A 17,844-nucleotide genomic window follows, 5' to 3' on the forward strand; every position below is an offset into this window, starting at 1 on the left:
CTGTGTCATTTATCAGCTAAAACTTTCACTTTCTGGTCATTTCCTAAAATGTTGATTCCTGCTAGTCTTTAGCACATTCAATAAAAAGCTTAAAATAATATAATGAAAAGGAACACTCTGTGAGTAAACTAAGCAAGCTCGGACTCACGAGCAAAATTTTAATCGGTATGGCAATAGGCATATTATTCGGCCTTGCATTACGAAATTTCTTCCCTGGTAGTACATTTATTCAAGAATACATCACAGATGGATTCTTACATGTCATTGGCACCATTTTTATTTCAAGCTTAAAAATGCTCGTTGTGCCTCTGGTGTTTATTTCACTGGTTTGTGGTACTTGCTCTCTAAGTGATCCATCAAAGTTGGGCCGTCTTGGCGGTAAAACCATCTCTTTTTATCTATTTACCACTGCCATTGCACTTACCATTGCTATTTTAGCTGCTGTTGTGATCCACCCTGGTAATGCAAGCCTTGCGGGTAATGCTTTAGAGTACACGGTTAAAGATGCACCAAGCTTATCTGAAGTACTTATTAATATCGTACCCACAAATCCTATGCAAGCGATGAGTGAAGGCAACATGCTGCAGATCATTCTATTTGCAGTTATTTTTGGCTTTGCTATCTCACACATTGGTGAGCGAGGCGCTCGCGTCGCTTCATTCTTTAATGACCTCAACGAAGTCATCATGCGTGTGGTCACGTTAATTATGCAATTAGCGCCATACGGTGTTTTTGCCCTCATGGCCACATTAAGCTTAACGCTGGGTTTAGAAACCTTTGGCAGTGTTGTTAAATATTTCTTCTTAGTGGTAGCAGTGCTCTTTATACAAGGTTTGGTGGTTTATCCCACATTATTGAAATTATTTTCTGGCCTGAGTCCACTGATGTTTTTGCGTAAAATCCGCGACGTACAGCTATTTGCCTTCAGTACAGCTAGCTCTAATGCAACCTTACCTGTCACCATTGAAACCTGTGAACACCGTATGGGCGTAGACAATAAAATTGCATCATTTACTTTACCATTAGGCGCTACACTCAACATGGATGGCACCGCCATTATGCAAGGCGTTGCCACCGTCTTTATTGCTCAAGTATTTGGTATTGAACTGAGCATCATGGATTATGCAACCGTAGTCGTGACCGCGACTTTGGCATCAATTGGTACTGCAGGTGTGCCAGGTGTCGGCTTGATCATGCTTGCTATGGTACTTAATCAAGTCGGATTACCGGTTGAAGGCATTGCTCTGATTATTGGCGTGGACAGAATGCTCGATATGATCCGCACCGCTGTCAATGTCACCGGTGACGCGGTCGCCACGGTGATTATTGCTAAATCTGAAGGTGAGTTTAACCAAGAAACCTTTACCAATTCACAAGCAGGTAAAGCTGCTAAAAGTTTTGAAGAGCAAGTACTTAACAGCAAATAACAGGCTTAATAAGTTCAAATATAAAAAAGCGCTAATATAGCGCTTTTTTATTACCTTTTTTTTGTGTAACTGTGTCATTATCATTGGCTTAGTCAAACTAAACCACTGTCACTAGAGCACAATAAACAATGGACATCACATTATTAGCCAGTTTAGCGGTTATTCATATCGTCGCACTAATGAGCCCAGGGCCAGACTTTGCCATTGTGGTTAAAATGGCCACACAACAAACACGTTTAACCGCAGTGTATTGTGCGTTAGGGATTGCAGCCGCTATTTTGGTTCATACGTTATTGTCACTATTGGGAATAAGCGTAATGATCCAGCAATCACCGTTAGCCTATATGGCAGTTCAGCTAATTGGTAGTGGGTATTTAGCCTGGATGGGTTTGGGGGCACTAACATCAGCATTGAAGGCGCTTAAATTAAAACGCCAGCCCGCAACACTGGTCACGGCATCAATAGATAATGTCGCAAACATTTCATCGTTTAAGGGGTTTAAAACAGGTCTGTACACTAACTTACTCAACCCAAAAGCATTAATATTTTTTATCACTCTTTTTACTGTTCTGATTACTCCACAAGTAAGTTCTGCCACTAAAATCGCGGCCGCAATATTATTATTTAGTCTCTCTTTTATTTGGTTTGGATTATTGGCTCTGGTATTGTCAAAACCCCGTATCCAACAAAAATTATTAGCCGCTAACACGATTATTGATTTATTAGTTGGAGTTATTTTTATCACCGTCGCGATAACGATTGCCGCTAATATCATAAGTGATTGGCTAACCTAAGTAGGCGGCTCACCTCAGGCAGTATCAGCCTATGAAGCCACCATAACCATCAGTTCAATAACTTAATCGCTTTGTCTCACTGTTTTTTTTGATCCCTATATATGCGTCAGCAACACAAAAGCGCCCCTGCCACATTCGATTGAATAACCGCTGTAAAAAGTTGATTAATTGCATGTGTTTGAACACCCAAATTTGATAACGCCAGATAAACCCAAAAAGCGAGGGTATTTATTACGGTTAATATTCAATCAAACATAGAGATAAGGTAATATGGCTGTTTTATATCTCCTTGTTAAGGGTAACAATGCGTATCTTGGTTATCGAGGACGATCCTATATTATCGCATCACTTAAGTGTACAGCTTAACGATGCGGGTAATCAGGTCCAGGTGGCGTTAACTGCAAAAGAAGGGTTTTACCAGGCAACAAATTACCCTATTGATATCGCCATTGTTGATCTGGGCCTTCCAGATCAAGACGGCATCACCCTTATCAAATCACTGCGCCAAGCCGACGTAAAAATTCCCATCATCATTTTAACCGCTCGATTAAGCTGGCAAGATAAAGTGGAGGCCCTCAATGCAGGTGCAGACGACTACTTAGTAAAACCTTTTCAAAAGGAAGAACTTATAGCAAGGCTTGATGCTATTGTACGACGCAGTGGTGGGTTTGTTCGGTCGGTCATTACAAGTGGTCACTTGCAACTTGATTTAGCGGCCAAACAGGTCAGCTTAAAGCAAGTGCCCGTAGATATCACAGCATTTGAATATCAACTGCTAGAGTACCTGATGCGCCACTGCCATGAAGTTGTCGCCAAACAACGTTTACTCGACGTGATCTATGCAGACAAAGAAGGTGACCCCAATACGATTGAAGTCATAATAAGTCGGCTGCGCAAAAAACTCACTCAAGGTGGAATGCCTGAGCCCATCGTGACCATCCGCGGTCATGGCTATAAGTTTAATCACCCATGCGACTAACTCTGCATCCTAAAAAGCGCTTACTCACCAGGATGTTTGCAACTTCCTTGTGCATTATCGCACTGGTAGGATTTGGTTTAGCATGGTTAATTAATTTGCTGCATGCTCAGCACAGTTACAACCAAACTACCCGCTCACTGATTGCAAAGCTGCCCATTATTGCGGCTGAATTTCGCGAAAACAATCTGATACCTATTACCCAAGCTCGCGAAGAAGATGACATCGACACGCAGTATATTATGGCAACCTGCGACTCCGCTTATACCACCTTGTGGCGTTCGGAATACGCCATAAATGAAAACTTAACTCAAATATGCGAGCAATACCTTGCCATCAAAGACAACTTAGCGCCGTTTTATCTTAACTTTAACCAAACACAAAGTTATTTTGCCTACTTGCTCAGCATAGATGTCGACGCACAAATGTATCATTTGTTGATTTTACAAGACGCCAGCGAGCTGAAAAAAGAACTCAGCCAGTTTAATCGTTTAACTTATTTTAGGCTCGCTATCGTGTTATTTATTGCCTTAATAATGCTAATGAGTGCGGCATATTGGAGCATGAGACCACTAAGGCAATTGAAACACGAATTACAGCAGTTACAAGGTGGGCAACAACGCAGTTTATCTGACGATTACCCAGAAGAATTAACTGGCATAACTACAGCGCTCAATCAATTAATCAGTCAAGCTGATGCGCGCCAAACTCGCTATCAAAATGCAATGAACGATCTTGCCCACAGCCTAAAAACACGCCTGGCAGCGAGCATGGCAATTATTGACGATAGAGACTTAGATAATGAACAACAAAATAGACAAATTTTAAAACAAATTAATGACATGGATCATCTAGTTCAATACCAACTCAAGCGCGCTATGCTAGGCCAGCAAGGGCTTCATTTTCAACATACCCACATGATGCCAATTGTTGAATCACTCGGCCAAATGCTCACAAAACTATACCAGTTAAAATCCGTCACTTTTACTCATAACATAAGCCCTCACATAACGATTCCGTTAAGCAAAGGAGATGTGATGGAACTGATGGGCAACTTAATGGAAAACGCTTTTAGATTGTGTGCCTGCCAGGTAAAAGTAATCATACAATACACAGATAACAACCAAATACGTGTCTGCGTAGAAGATGACGGCCCAGGAGTTGATGACACCATAAAACAAAAAATCCTTCAACGAGGCATGCGCGCAGACACGCAGTCATCAGGTCAAGGAATTGGCTTAGCTGTTTGCCAAGAGATAGTCACCAGTTATGGCGGAAATCTAAGGGTTAACGCCAGCAATCTGGGCGGCGCCGCATTCATAATTGAGATCCCTCTCTCTAACAATGCTTAGCTCAGTGGCGCATACAATTGCTCTGCACGGTTAAACATCGCCCACGATGTAGCAATATATTTGTCATTGCTAATGGGTACATTGCCACGATGGCTATGAGTAAACCCAGCAGGCGCTATGACCATAGTGCCTTTTTTAGGGCGAATTTTTCGTTGTTGGTAATAAAACTCCGTTTCACCACCCTCTTCAACATCGTTCAAATAAAACATATATAACACAACCCGGTGTAATGCTTCATTGTGACCCTTTTGTGGAAACTGCTCAGAATGCCAATGAGGATATCCGCCCACGCCTTGCTGATAGTGTTGGATATTAATCGCACCACTACGGTATAAATACTTGGTTAAGGTACTGGCTCTTGGTTTGCCCAATGAGTCGAAATTATCCGGTGTTAAGGTTTGCGCTTTACCGCTTTCGTCGGTAACTTGAATAGAAACCGCGCCCATTAATGCCAAAGAATATTGGGTAAAATAATTGCTTATATGACTAAACGTTGCCGCTAAAAGCTCATTTTTTAATTCTGCTAAATCAGAAAAAGCATCTAACATTAAATCATGGCTGCGCTTTTTTTCATGATCAACACCAAATCCGGTTTGCCCGGGCACCACATTTGGGTGTGCGGTAAAGGCTGCAATTAAACGATCGCACAGGTCATCACTTATTGCATTGGGATATACTTCAATAAAATCCATAGGAGATAACTATTTTTTGTCTATTTATAGTATTATGCTGCCACGTAAACAAAGCCTCTGTAAAGCATAACGCCAACATAGATCATTGCTCTTCAAGGTCACTAACACTCCTATTATGAAAAAGAATCAAAAAGTCGCTGTAGATCAACTTGAAGTAGGAACGTTTATTCGTCTGCCCATGTCATGGAAAGACCACCCATTCTTATTCAGCAGTTTTAAAATCAAAAATACCGCTCAAATTGAGTTGATTAAAGCGTTAGGGCTCAAAGATGTCTTTTTCGATCCTGAAAAAAGTGATGTAGAACCCGTTACCTCAGCTACTGCAGAACAGATGCCGCCAACAGAAGAAGAAATCAATACACTAAAAGAGCAAATGCTGAGTGATAAAGCGGCCAAAATCGAAGAGCAAAAAAAGCTAAAACGCGACTTAAAAAAAACCGAACAACAGTTTGAACGATCTGTTGCCATGATGCGTTCAATGGTGGCCAAAGTCAGCAGCCGACCACTAAATGCCGTTAACGAAGCAAAAGATCTCATCAACAACATAACCAATATGTTGCTCAATAGCGATAATCTAGCATTGCATTTAATGGGCGATGCCAAAAACGATGAACATATATACCATCACTCGCTAAACGTAGCGATGCTGTGCATGTTAATGGCTAAAGAACTCGAGTGGACCCGCGAAGAAGTCCAAACCATTGGACTGGGTGCATTATTTCATGACATAGGTAAGCTCAAAGTACCCAGCACCATTTTAAATAAACGCGTGCCGCTGTCTGCGCCGGAAGAAAACTTCATCAAACAGCATCCGTTGATGAGCATTAACTTTCTAAAATTGGCAGACAGTTTCCCCGAAGAAGCTAAACCATTAATTGCAAATCACCACGAATTTTTAGATGGTAGCGGCTACCCTCAAGGACTCAAAGCAGACAGTCTTGATAAACTCTCGCAACTTATAGCCGTTGTGAACGAATACGACAACTTATGCAATGGCACCAACCAAATCAAAGGAAAACCACCAAGCGTAGCCTTAGGGTTGCTATACAAAAACTACAACAACAACAAACTTAATGCTGAATACGTAAGCAAGCTTATCAAAATGCTCGGCATATACCCTCCAGGGAGTATTGTTGAGTTATCGAGTGGCCAATTTGCAATCGTTATGTCGGTTAATTTGCAACAATTATTGTTCCCAAATATTGTGGTTTATGATCAACTGGTCCCTAAAAACCAAGCCCCGATCATTAACTTACAAAATCACAACATGACTATCGTGCGTAGTTTACCGGCAGCAGCTTTGCCTAAAACCGTTCATGCATACCTCAACCCTCGAGATAAAATCAGTTTTGGTATTGGTGCAAACTAATCCCAATCAGGATATATAAGTGATTAGGGTCTGTTGATCTTTCAAGATTGTTTTTGCAGCGAATTGTTGGTCTTTACTCACATATATAACTGCGCGGCAGAGACTTTGAGGTGTAGTTATTCTGCATAAAAAGTCGATAACGCAGTAAAAACGGCCAACAAACGCTGCCCAAAGGGTTCGGCTAAAACGTTATAAGCGATGTTAATCACATTCTTGTGCTGATGGGGTTAAATGAGACTAAAAGTAAAGCCACCTGTGTTTAGCAGATGGCTTTTTATATCACCCAGTTTTTTACATAAATTTATACTGAAAACGTATTTCCAATTAACTACAACCAACCTTTACGTTTAAAGAAAAAATATGTCCCGGCGGCACTGGCCAGCATGAGAGCAACAGCCAGAGGATAACCAAATCGCCAATCAAGCTCTGGCATGATATTAAAATTCATACCATAGCTACTGGCGATTAAGGTCGGCGGTAAAAATACCACCGCCGATACTGAAAATATCTTAATAATTTTGTTTTGTTGTAAACCACTAAAGCCCATCGCCGCATCGAGTAAAAACTGTAACTTATCGAAAATAAATTGGCTATGAGGCATTAAAGACTCAATGTCTGACAACATCTCACGAATGTCTTTTAAATTTTCATCCGACAAACTTTCACGATAATAACGTTGCATATATCGTAATGAGCGTTGGGTATCGAGTAAACTTAAACGAATTTTTCCGTTAGAGTCTTCTTGCAGTGTAATAAGTTTAAATACGTCATCGAGTTCTTCGTCGTTAAAAACTTGTTCACCCACATTTTCTAACACGCTATACACGTCTTCAATTAAGTCAGATAAGTAATCTACTTTTAGATTAAACAACTCTAGCAACAGACCTTGAGGCGTGGTGATGTCTAATCGCCCTAAACGTAAATAGTTGCGCATTAAACGTATTAAGCCAACATCTTCCTCGCGAATGGTCAGCAAAAAATCTTTACGTAAGTTAAATGACACGTTGACCGCACGCACATCAGAGCTCACTCGTTGGGGAAATAACGAGTTAATGTGCAAACCATCTTGGTTTTGATAAAACCGCGCCGACGCTTCAATCTCTTTAATGTCTTCTTCGTCTGGCACTTCTTCAGCAGAAAACGAACTTAGCCAATCTCGCTCTTTATCATCAGGTTTAAATAAGTCTAACCACAAAGTCGATTCTGGCACATTGTCACCCACTTTTAATTCAGTGGTCACCAGTTGTTTATTTTGATAGGCATATGCTGTGATCATCGCTCCCCCAAAAGTGTCAAGTCAACTCGACTTAACCACATAAAATCTGCACAATTTGTGCGCTAGTTTACTCAACTACAACCTAATGAAAAGCAAAAACTGAACAACATTAAATAATCGTAGCAGTTAGCTTAAAAAACAAACCCTCAATATTAAAAAGCGCCCTAATTGGGCGCTAATCTTGTGATTAAATAACGCTATAATCTGCAGTTACTCGCCTTTTAATCGTCTGTCCAACTGATCTTTTAAATTTGCAGGCACACCTTTAATTAAAATGGTATCCGACACAGGGTCATAAATCACGCGCTCACCTAAATGGCCACCATCAAAGCTTAAGGTTACACCGCCGCCAGTACCCGAAAACTTCTTTAAACTTCTTAAGCTAGCTTTATCAGCTGGAAACTCTTCGTCAAGTTCATAACTGCCACCACAGGCAAAATCATAAAAAGAATCCATGCCCGATTCGGCTAATTCATCAGCCAAATCTTTCACTTCAATCACCTCACCTGAGTCTGCACGTTCTGAGCAATACTCAAATACCTTATTACGACATTCTTGCCGTTCATCTTTTGTCAGCTCACTGCTTGCAACAAAATCTTCAACCGCGTGGATTAAGGTTTTATTTTGTGCTTTAGTATTTACGCCTTCAACGCAGCCCATAAAGTCTAAAAAGAAGTCCGCCACTTTACGACCTGCACGACCACGAATAAACGAGATATACTTACGCGAGCTTTTATCCGCTTGCCACTCAGTTAAATCAATACGGGCAGCGAGTTGGATATTACTTAAATCTAAATGATTATTTTGCGATAGCTCCATATCATCTAACACTGTCATCGACGATTTAGCGCTCAATAATGCCACAAATAAAAAATCACTCGTCATACTGGTATAGCAAGACATCAACAAAAAACCGCCCTGGCTAAAATCGTATTTAGCCAACTCTTGCTGTAATAATTGACTGGCTTTTCCGCTAAACTCAACAAAACCTAAATCACCGCTTCTGTAACTGGTTAGCGCATTGGCAAATTCATCGTTTGCTTCACCATCATCGCCGTGAGTGCCAAAAAAACCAAAACCCTTACCCGCTTTACTCGAGTAAGTTTGGTGCAGTTCTTCTAACATAGTCTCTACAGCACTGGTATTTAACAGTGGTTGTGGGCGCAAGCGACAGCGCATTTGCCCTTGACCGTCTTGAGAAATTTCGTGAATAATTGCTTGTTCAATGCTGATGCCCATAAGCCTTGTTAACCCTAGTCTTTCGCAGAAAATAAATTTAAAAAGAATGATATCAGACCAACCGTATAAATCGAACAAGGGTTTGCTATATTCGTTGACTGAGCCGAATAAAACTTGAGGCGATTAGCCGCTAAATCCGTTATTATATGCAGCTAATTCATTCTTTATTGAAGTTTTCTGACTATGGCAATTCAATCTAAATACACCAACACCCAAGTTGAAGCACTTATCAGCGAGCTACTCGCAGTGCTTGCTAAGCACCAAGCTCCTACCGATTTAAGCCTTATGGTACTCGGTAATTGTGTCACCCATTTACTCGACAAAAAAGTGCCAAATGAGTCTCGTCAAAAAGTGGCCGAGCAATTTGCTAAAGCGCTAACACAGTCGATTAAGTAATAGAAAATAAAATTTATCACTAACGCTAACAATCAGTTACACTGCATTAGTCTGTGATAATAACGTAGGAATACGAGCAAAGATGATCGAGCGCAAAAAGCAGCAAATGACACGTGACAAAGTGTCGCGTTTAGTTAATTGGGGTCACTGGTTTGCCTTTTTTAATGGCATATTAGCGATGCTAATTGGCGCTCGATATATTAGCAGTGTGGGCTACCCTGAGACCTTCATAGGCTGGGCGTATTTGCTCATCAGTACAATAGGGCACTTTACTTTTTTGGCCTTTATTGGCTACTTACTGTTTATTTTCCCTGTAACGTTACTGCTACCCTACTCCAAAATTTTACGCGGTTTTGCCGCTTTTATTGCATCACTTGGGCTCTATACCTTGCTGTATGACACCATTATTTACGACGACTATGGTATTCATCTTAGCCCATTTGCATTTGATTTAGCCTGGCAAGATCTTAACGCGTTACTCCACAGTACCTCATATATTATTACTCCCATTGTTATCGTATTAGTTGAATTAACAGCAGCTAATTTTTTATGGAAACGCATAGACAAATTACAAAAAAAACAGTGGGGAAACCGTGTAGTACTGTTTGTCGGCATTTGTTTTGTTAGCAGCCATTTATTTCATATATGGGCTGATGCCACCAACATGACCGAAGTGACCCGTTTTGATGACGCCTACCCAGTGTCATACCCTGCAACGGCCCGCTCGTTTATGGAAACCCATGGTATTGACAGCGGTACACAAGCATCCGAATCTCGAAGTGGTAAATCGCGTAAGTTGAGTTACCCCATAAACCCAATGCAATGTACTGCAGAAACACAACAAAACATTTTATTGATTAGCATAGACAGCTTACGAGCAGATATGGTTAACAGCGATACCATGCCATTTTTAAGCCAATACCGTATCAAAAACCAACGTTTTATGAAGCATTACACCGGCGGTACAGATTTCGAAACCAGTATGTTCACGTTAATGTATGGTTTACAGGGCAATTACAGCGATCGTAAAGAATTTGCTGTCACAGGCCCAATACTGACTCAAGTTTTAACTGAACAAGGTTATCAGCAAGCATTATTTTCCCCGCCGCTCACCGACAACATTAATACAAACGCCATGTTTAAAGGTATGCAAATTCATACCAGTGAGGGAGCTAATGGCAGCGCTGATGCCGACATCAATACCATTGCGTCTGCAGGTGCCTGGCAATCAAACCAAAAACAACCTTGGTTTGCGTTAATCAACCTCACCGCACCAAAAGACTACGACACCCCTATCGGTTTCTTAGGGGTACAAACCATAAAACCCCAAATCGAGTTAAAACCGGCACAAAAAGTATTATTTAATCAATATCGTCAATCGCTTAATTTTATTGACCAACAATTATCAACTTTACTTAGCCAAGTGAGTGACAACACTATCGTCATAATTACTGGTACATATGGTCAGGTATTTACGAGTAATAGCAGCGATGCACGCAACGACTTGTCGCCAGGCAATGTTAACGTGCCGCTAATTATTCATTGGCCAGACACCTACGCAAACAAAATCAATTATCGTACCAGTCATTATGGCATTGCTCCAACAATACTGAGCCACGTATTAGGTTGCACTAACCCAAGCACTGACTACAGTGCCGGTCGAAGTTTATTAGAACCAAATAACGAGTCTTGGGTATACATTGGCGACAGCCGTCGGTTTGCTATTTATCAAAAGTCTGAGATTACCGTACTTGATCGCTTTGGCAAATATCGCATTTACGATATCGACTACAGTAAACGTTTAGACAAAAAAATGAGTGCACCTGAGCTGATCCAAGTCATGCGTGAAGGTCGCAGGCTGTATAATCAATAATGATTTACTTACTTTTGTCTATACAGCATTTTGACGGTTACAGTTTAAGAGTCATAGGATGATTGAGTGAGAGAATCGCCTAACTGGATAGTTTATAGGCAATCAACAAATAGCTGATAACTAACTGCTTGCGCTGATTAAATACAGTTGATAAAGTGCAAGTCCACTTAGTTACCCCAATTGTTACAACTCTCTAAGTGATGTTGTTTTATGAGATAAAATTCGGTATGTAGCGCAGCCCGGTAGCGCACTGTCATGGGGTGTCAGGGGTCGGAGGTTCGAATCCTCTCATACCGACCAATTTCTTTATTCACCTTACTAGGCTTAACTTACAGCCTGTATCCATCTAAAAATATTCACTAATTCATGCACTGAATTTACCCAATGGTCACCTTTTGAGTCACTTTTCAGCGCATATCTAACATTTGATTTATTTTATACGTTTCATTAAAAAGTACCATTACGTTAAATTTTTTATATCAATACGTTGATAGTGTTTATTATGAACCACTCAATACGTTCAATGTTTTTTACGCTCTGCCAGGTCATTCATCAAGACGTTGGCACTTACCGCTAAACCACTTCCCACTCACTCAATACATACGTATTCACATTGAATTAACATAAATGCGTGTAAAAATGATGTTTTATAATATTAAGGCGCTGCCATGAAATTTGTGATTGCATTACTTAGCTTATCGGTTTTTTTATCTCCAGCATCTTACGCTGACACCCTCACCCCAAACGTCAGTAAAGGCCAAATTGAAACCGTTCAACCATTTAAGTCTAACTACGTAAAAGACAGATTCTTATCAGTATGGTTACCGCCAGGGTATAACAAACAAAGCCAGTATGATGTGCTTTATATGCATGATGGCCGCATGTTATTTGATGCAAACACCACCTGGAACAAGCAAGAGTGGCGGGTTGATGAAGTCGCAGGCGAGCTTATTGAACAAGGTAAAGTTCGACCATTTATTGTGGTCGGTATTCCTAATGCAGTGGAAAATCGCCACAGTGAGTTTTTCCCGCAGCAACCATTTGAACGTTTCCCAGCAGCAAAACAGCAAGCCTTATATCAAATTGAAAAGTTTGCGGATCACCCGCTATTCGCTTCAAAGGTGTATTCAGATAACTACAGTCTTTTTTTAGTCAACGAAGTCATTCCTTACATTGAGGCTAACTATCCCGTCAACAAAGGGGCGCCACATCGTTATTTAGGCGGCTCAAGCATGGGCGGGCTAATTTCATGGTATACCCTTTTAAATCACCCTGACCAATTTGCGGGCGCGATTAATATGTCGACTCATTGGCCAGGGACCTTTAATGCCGAAGACGATGTGTTTCCGGTATTTAAACAGTATATCGCGGCCAATTTGCATAAACTGAGTAATCAAAAAGTCTATTTTGATTATGGTGACAGTACTCTTGATGCCATGTACCCAGAGTTACAAAAACAAATCGATAAGATCTTTATTGAACAACAATACCCTAAGAATCAGTGGCAAAGCCTGTATTTTCCAGGAGCTGATCACACAGAAAACGCCTGGGCTAAGCGCTTGCACATACCGTTAATGTTTATGTTTGGTGATAAAGAACAAAGCAAAAAAAGATAATACAAAAAGAGAGCATCAAACAACTGAATCTGTTACAGAGTGACGCGATTGCATGATGAGGTACACGCCTCCCTCATCATGCAAGTGCAAACAAGAAATAACTAACAGCAACCGCCGAGGCTGTTGCATCTTCATATACTTCCCGCCAGCCGAACACCACACAAAAGCAACAATAAAAATACAATAAAACAACAACCATCAACGCATTGTCACTGTGTAAACAGACAATTTGCAAAACCTTAAATTATAACACCCAGCAAACACATAAACATTGATTTACCGCATGGTTTGATTATAAATTAAATAAAAACTGAGTTTTTTTATTTAACGCCGATATCGTTATCATCTTCCACTTATTTATTACGGTCTTCATCATCGACATTATGCTTGAATCCATACCGACACTGTTCACCGTTCCAGATGAAAGCCTGTTAATAGTTGGTAATTTTCACCCACTTGTGACGTTGATTTCAATTGCGATTGCTATATTTGCCTCTTTTATGGCGCTTCAAGTGGCCTCTCAAGCCGTAACAACCGTCAACATATATAAACGCCATTTACTTATATCCTGCGGCAGTGTTGCACTCGGGGGTGGCGTATGGTCTATGCATTTTATTGGCATGCTAGCATTCAGTTTATGTACTCCTGTAAGTTACAACATCGGCTTAACAGCATTGTCATTTATACCCAGTATCGCCGCATCCTGGGTGGCCTTGAATGTGATTTCCATCGAAAAACCAAGATTAAGCCAGTTTATAGTTGGTGGTATCTTAGTGGGTGCAGGTATTGGTACCATGCATTATGTGGGGATGGCCGCCATGGAAATGGCACCACTATTACGTTATGACCTGTTTTACTTTGGCTTATCGATTGTGGTTGCCATTGCATTGGCTATTCTCTCTTTGTGGATCCGCTTTAGCTTAAATCACATAGGTCAGACCCCATTATCTGAGTTACATAAAAACACCATTGCAGCATTTATAATGGGCAGTGCAATTTCAGCAATGCACTATACCGGTATGGCAGCTGCACGTTTTGTTAGGCCGCCGGGATTTGAGTTTTCAGATCAAACCAAAATGGTCTCTCTGTATCTTGGTATTGCGGTTGCCACGATCACTGTGGTGATTATTTTATTAGTGCTGGTTGTAAATATGCTGATGAAATATCAAGCCTCTTTACACAAGGCAAAATTAAGTGAAGCACACTACCGTGCAACCATTTCTACCGCAATTGACGGCATTATTACCTTTAACGACAAAGGTGAAATAGAAAGCGGAAATAGTGCCGTTGAACATTTACTCGGATGGCGACTAGAAGATATATGCCACAAAGATATCCGCCAATTTATCCCTGCGACATTTATTGATGATTTCAACACGTACCTGTCTAGCTACACAGATAACACCCTCGCAAATCAAAAAAGTGATGGTCGCGATGTTGAAGCGCTCCACGTTAACGGACACACAATTCCAGTAAGAGTTTCTATTGGCCATGCCTGCATCGAAGGCAAAAGTTTGTTTGTAATGTACATCAGTGATTTAAGACATCGAATTGAAATGCAACGTGCATTAATTAAAAGCGAAGCTCAATTTCGATCATTGATTAGTAACATTCCAGGGATAGCCTATCGTTGTTTAAATGTAAAAGACTGGCCCATGCTGTTTATTAGTGATGCAGTAGAACACATTACAGGCTACCCTGCCTGCGACTACATAGGCCCTGAACCCAAACGCCACTTTTACGAGCATGTTCATCCAGACGACATTGAACAAGTCGCTAATCAAGTAACAACAGACAAGGTTTTTGTCCTTGAATATCGCATCATTAATGCAAAAGGTGATACTCGCTGGTTACTAGGATATGGCACTCATGTAGATGATTTAGACGTCACCGACAAATGGCTTGATGGCTTTATTATGGACATTACTGAGCGTAAAGAAATGGAGCAATCGCTATTAATTGCTAAAGATAAAGCTGAACAAGCGGCATCGGCCCGTGCGGCATTTTTAGCCAACATGAGCCATGAAATTCGCACCCCAATGAACGCGATTATAGGTTTTAGCGATATATTGCTCGACGACAAACTCCCCGCAGAGCAGCATAAACACCTAAATACCATTAACCAGTCAGCCAAATCATTGTTGCATTTGCTCAATGATGTACTCGACAGTGCCAAACTCGACAAAGGTAAATTTGAATTAGAACTTAGGGATTTTTCGGTTATCGAAGAAGTCGACTCTGTGGTATCGACTTTATGGCTCCAAGCCAATAGTAAAGGCCTGTATTTAAATGTTGATGTTGCTGAAAACGTTGCCACAGCGTATCACGGCGCACCAGATAGGATAAGACAAGTACTCACCAATCTCATTGGCAATGCCATTAAATTTACTGCCGAAGGTGGTGTCAGCATCATTGTAGGGATCAAACCTAGCGGATGCATTGAATTTGCCATTAGCGATACCGGCATCGGCATGACTGAAGCCCAACTTTCATTAGTGTTTGATGCATTTGCACAAGCCGACGCCAGTATGAATCGCCGCTTTGGTGGTACAGGCCTTGGCACAACCATCAGTAAACAATTAGTCGAATTAATGGGCGGCAAAATTACAGCAACAAGTACCTTTGGTAAAGGCAGTTGCTTTGCTTTTGCATTGCCACTGACACCGCCAAAACAACAATTGCATACTAACGCCCCTGCGTTAACCCAAAGCCTAAAACCCTTGTCGATTTTGATTGTGGATGATATTCAACAAAATATTGATTTGTTGACGATTGTGCTTAAACGTCAGGGTCATAGTGTCATCACAGCCCGAGACGGCAAACAAGCTTTGTTGCGCATGCAAAACGACACCATAGATATTGTCTTAATGGACGTGCAAATGCCTATTATGGATGGATTAACCGCATCGCGCCTGCGCCGAGAGCAAGAACAAGAGCAACAATTGCCGCACATGCCCATTATTGCATTAACAGCCAGTGTACTGCCCGAAGACCGACTCGCAGCACTTGATGCAGGCATGGATGGCTTTGCAAACAAGCCTATTGATATCACACTGTTAAATAATGAAATCGCCCAGGTTTTACGCCTTGAACCCATTGGTGACGTAGCATTATCGACACACGTCACTGTCGACAATAAACGCGTTGTAAACGACAAAAAAGGCATTGCATTGTGGGGAGATATAGCCACCCTCAATAAAGAAATCAGTGCCTTTATGCATAAACAGCACAACTGTATCGACCAAATACAACAACTCATGGCCAATAATGATTGGCAAGCCATGCAAACTCAACTGCATGGATTAAAAGGCCTTGCGGGTAATTTATCGCTTACCAAACTCACACGATTACTCATCGATGCAGAACGACACGCATTGAGTAGCTCAGCGACTGAATTATCAGCATTACTCCCCATGCTAGAGCAAGCGTTTATCGACATAAACACCTATCTTGATGAACAACAATTTCATAACGATACCGCCCAAAGCAATACAGAATCGTCAGCTATCTTAATTGACCCAGCGCAACTTAAGCAGCTTATCAATCGCATTCGTCTTGCGGCACAAGATAACGAGTATAATGAAGTCGATATGGCGTTACTGTTATCCTCATCGACTATGGAATTGCGCCCTAAATGCCAATTAATACAACTTGCCCTAGACGACTTTGAATTTGAACAAGCATTAACCGAACTCGACAACCTTGAGTTACTTATTAATGCACAGGTAACAAGAACTCATTAAATGATATTTAACAGACAAGACAGCAAACAAACCATTCTCGTTGTAGATGATGAACCCGCGAACCTCAGAGTATTAAAAAAGATGCTTGAGGAGCAATACCGACTCATTTTTGCTAAAAGTGGCGAGGAAGCATTGCGTTTGGTTCAAAAAGAGCTCCCTAATCTCATCTTGCTTGATGTGATGATGCCCGGCATGACAGGCTTTGAGGTTTGCCAGCAGTTAAAAGCAGATCCTTTGAGTAAAGCCGTACCCATTATTTTTGTTACCGCATTAAGTGACGAAGTCGATGAAGCAAAAGGCTTTGATGTAGGCGCTGTTGATTACATTACTAAGCCAGTGTCTCCTGCAGTAGTTAAAGCAAGGGTTCGCACGCATTTATCACTGGTACAGGCAGACGATTTACGCCGTACCCGTTTACAAGTCATTCAACGTTTAGGTCGCGCCTCAGAATACAAAGACAATGAAACTGGCATGCACATTATGCGTATGAGCCATTATTCAAAGATCATTGCCCTTGCCTATGGTTTATCTGACTTTGCCGCCGACAATTTACTCCACGCCGCGCCTATGCACGACATAGGTAAAATTGGTATTCCAGACAGCATTATGCTTAAGCCTGGCAAATTAACCGACGAAGAATTTGCCATCATGAAGACGCATCCCGAGATTGGCGCCGAAATTTTAGGTGATTCAGATTCCGATTTAATTGCCCTAGCAAAAGTGGTCTCACTCACCCATCACGAAAAATTCGACGGCAGCGGATACCCTAAAGGCTTAAAAGGCAATGAAATCCCAATTGAAGGACGCATAGTAGCCATTGCGGACGTATTTGACGCGCTCACCAGCAAACGCCCTTATAAAGACGCATGGACAGTAGAACAAGCCATGGACTTTATTGAAAGCCAAAGCGGTATTCACTTTGACCCCGATCTAGTTGTCTTACTGCAACAATGCCTACCGAGTATTTTGTACATTAAGCAGCGCTGGCAAGACTAAGGTTTATTAGCAATTTTATTGTAAACATCATTATTTTCGCAGCATTCATTGCTAACTGAGCCAGTTCTGCTGGCCTTTTTATTTTCATCTCTAGG

13 protein-coding genes and 1 tRNA gene are annotated in these 17,844 nt (G+C 41.2%); 11 read left to right on the forward strand and 3 right to left on the reverse strand.

Annotated features, from left to right (window positions below):
• Window positions 1-119 precede the first annotated feature (119 nt).
• The 4 genes from K8B83_RS15725 to K8B83_RS15740 all read left to right on the forward strand — a co-directional run bounded on the left by K8B83_RS15725 (window position 120) and on the right by K8B83_RS15740 (window position 4,549).
• Complete coding sequence (locus K8B83_RS15725) at window positions 120-1,427, forward strand: dicarboxylate/amino acid:cation symporter (RefSeq protein WP_188741088.1); 1,308 nt, start codon at window positions 120-122, stop codon at window positions 1,425-1,427.
• Window positions 1,428-1,555: 128 nt separating this feature from the next.
• The gene (locus K8B83_RS15730; protein WP_188741087.1) at window positions 1,556-2,221 is read left to right on the forward strand and encodes a LysE family translocator; all 666 of its coding nucleotides are present in this window, start codon (window positions 1,556-1,558) and stop codon (window positions 2,219-2,221) included.
• 304 nt (window positions 2,222-2,525) lie between these two features.
• On the forward strand, window positions 2,526-3,200 hold the full coding sequence (locus K8B83_RS15735; protein ID WP_223418079.1) for a response regulator: 675 nt from the start codon (window positions 2,526-2,528) through the stop codon (window positions 3,198-3,200).
• On the forward strand, window positions 3,191-4,549 hold the full coding sequence (locus K8B83_RS15740; protein WP_188741085.1) for an ATP-binding protein: 1,359 nt from the start codon (window positions 3,191-3,193) through the stop codon (window positions 4,547-4,549). The genes K8B83_RS15735 and K8B83_RS15740 overlap by 10 nt, the downstream gene beginning before the upstream one ends.
• On the opposite strand, the gene K8B83_RS15745 is transcribed toward K8B83_RS15740, so the two are convergent.
• The gene (locus K8B83_RS15745; protein ID WP_188741084.1) at window positions 4,546-5,241 is read right to left on the reverse strand and encodes a 2OG-Fe(II) oxygenase; all 696 of its coding nucleotides are present in this window, start codon (window positions 5,239-5,241) and stop codon (window positions 4,546-4,548) included. The genes K8B83_RS15740 and K8B83_RS15745 overlap by 4 nt on opposite strands.
• A gap of 115 nt (window positions 5,242-5,356) precedes the next feature.
• Here K8B83_RS15745 and K8B83_RS15750 point away from each other — a divergent pair, with 115 nt between their 5' ends.
• A complete protein-coding gene (locus K8B83_RS15750) occupies window positions 5,357-6,610 on the forward strand; it encodes an HD-GYP domain-containing protein (protein WP_223418081.1) in 1,254 nt (417 codons plus the stop codon).
• A 328-nt stretch (window positions 6,611-6,938) separates the two neighbouring features.
• On the opposite strand, the gene corA is transcribed toward K8B83_RS15750, so the two are convergent.
• Window positions 6,939-7,886 carry a magnesium/cobalt transporter CorA gene (gene corA, locus K8B83_RS15760; protein WP_188741083.1) on the reverse strand — a complete coding sequence of 316 codons (948 nt, stop codon included), beginning with the start codon at window positions 7,884-7,886 and terminating at the stop codon, window positions 6,939-6,941.
• Between the two features lie 210 nt (window positions 7,887-8,096).
• Window positions 8,097-9,125: a nucleoid-associated protein YejK gene (gene yejK, locus K8B83_RS15765; RefSeq protein WP_188740459.1), complete on the reverse strand. Its 1,029-nt coding sequence runs from the start codon at window positions 9,123-9,125 to the stop codon at window positions 8,097-8,099.
• Window positions 9,126-9,308: 183 nt separating this feature from the next.
• Here yejK and K8B83_RS15770 point away from each other — a divergent pair, with 183 nt between their 5' ends.
• From K8B83_RS15770 to K8B83_RS15795, 6 genes are all read left to right on the forward strand, one after another.
• The gene (locus tag K8B83_RS15770; RefSeq protein ID WP_124016475.1) at window positions 9,309-9,521 is read left to right on the forward strand and encodes a YejL family protein; all 213 of its coding nucleotides are present in this window, start codon (window positions 9,309-9,311) and stop codon (window positions 9,519-9,521) included.
• 82 nt (window positions 9,522-9,603) lie between these two features.
• Complete coding sequence (locus K8B83_RS15775; RefSeq protein WP_223418088.1) at window positions 9,604-11,394, forward strand: DUF3413 domain-containing protein; 1,791 nt, start codon at window positions 9,604-9,606, stop codon at window positions 11,392-11,394.
• A 223-nt stretch (window positions 11,395-11,617) separates the two neighbouring features.
• Window positions 11,618-11,694 (forward strand) — tRNA-Pro (locus K8B83_RS15780).
• Window positions 11,695-12,062: 368 nt separating this feature from the next.
• Complete coding sequence (locus tag K8B83_RS15785; protein WP_223418090.1) at window positions 12,063-13,010, forward strand: alpha/beta hydrolase; 948 nt, start codon at window positions 12,063-12,065, stop codon at window positions 13,008-13,010.
• A gap of 383 nt (window positions 13,011-13,393) precedes the next feature.
• Window positions 13,394-16,753 (forward strand): MHYT domain-containing protein, encoded by a 3,360-nt coding sequence (locus K8B83_RS15790; protein ID WP_223418092.1) that lies wholly within the window; start codon window positions 13,394-13,396, stop codon window positions 16,751-16,753.
• A complete protein-coding gene (locus K8B83_RS15795) occupies window positions 16,754-17,749 on the forward strand; it encodes a two-component system response regulator (protein ID WP_398409416.1) in 996 nt (331 codons plus the stop codon).
• Window positions 17,750-17,844 lie beyond the last annotated feature (95 nt).

The organism is Shewanella inventionis (assembly GCF_019931735.1).
GTDB lineage: Bacteria > Pseudomonadota > Gammaproteobacteria > Enterobacterales > Shewanellaceae > Shewanella > Shewanella inventionis.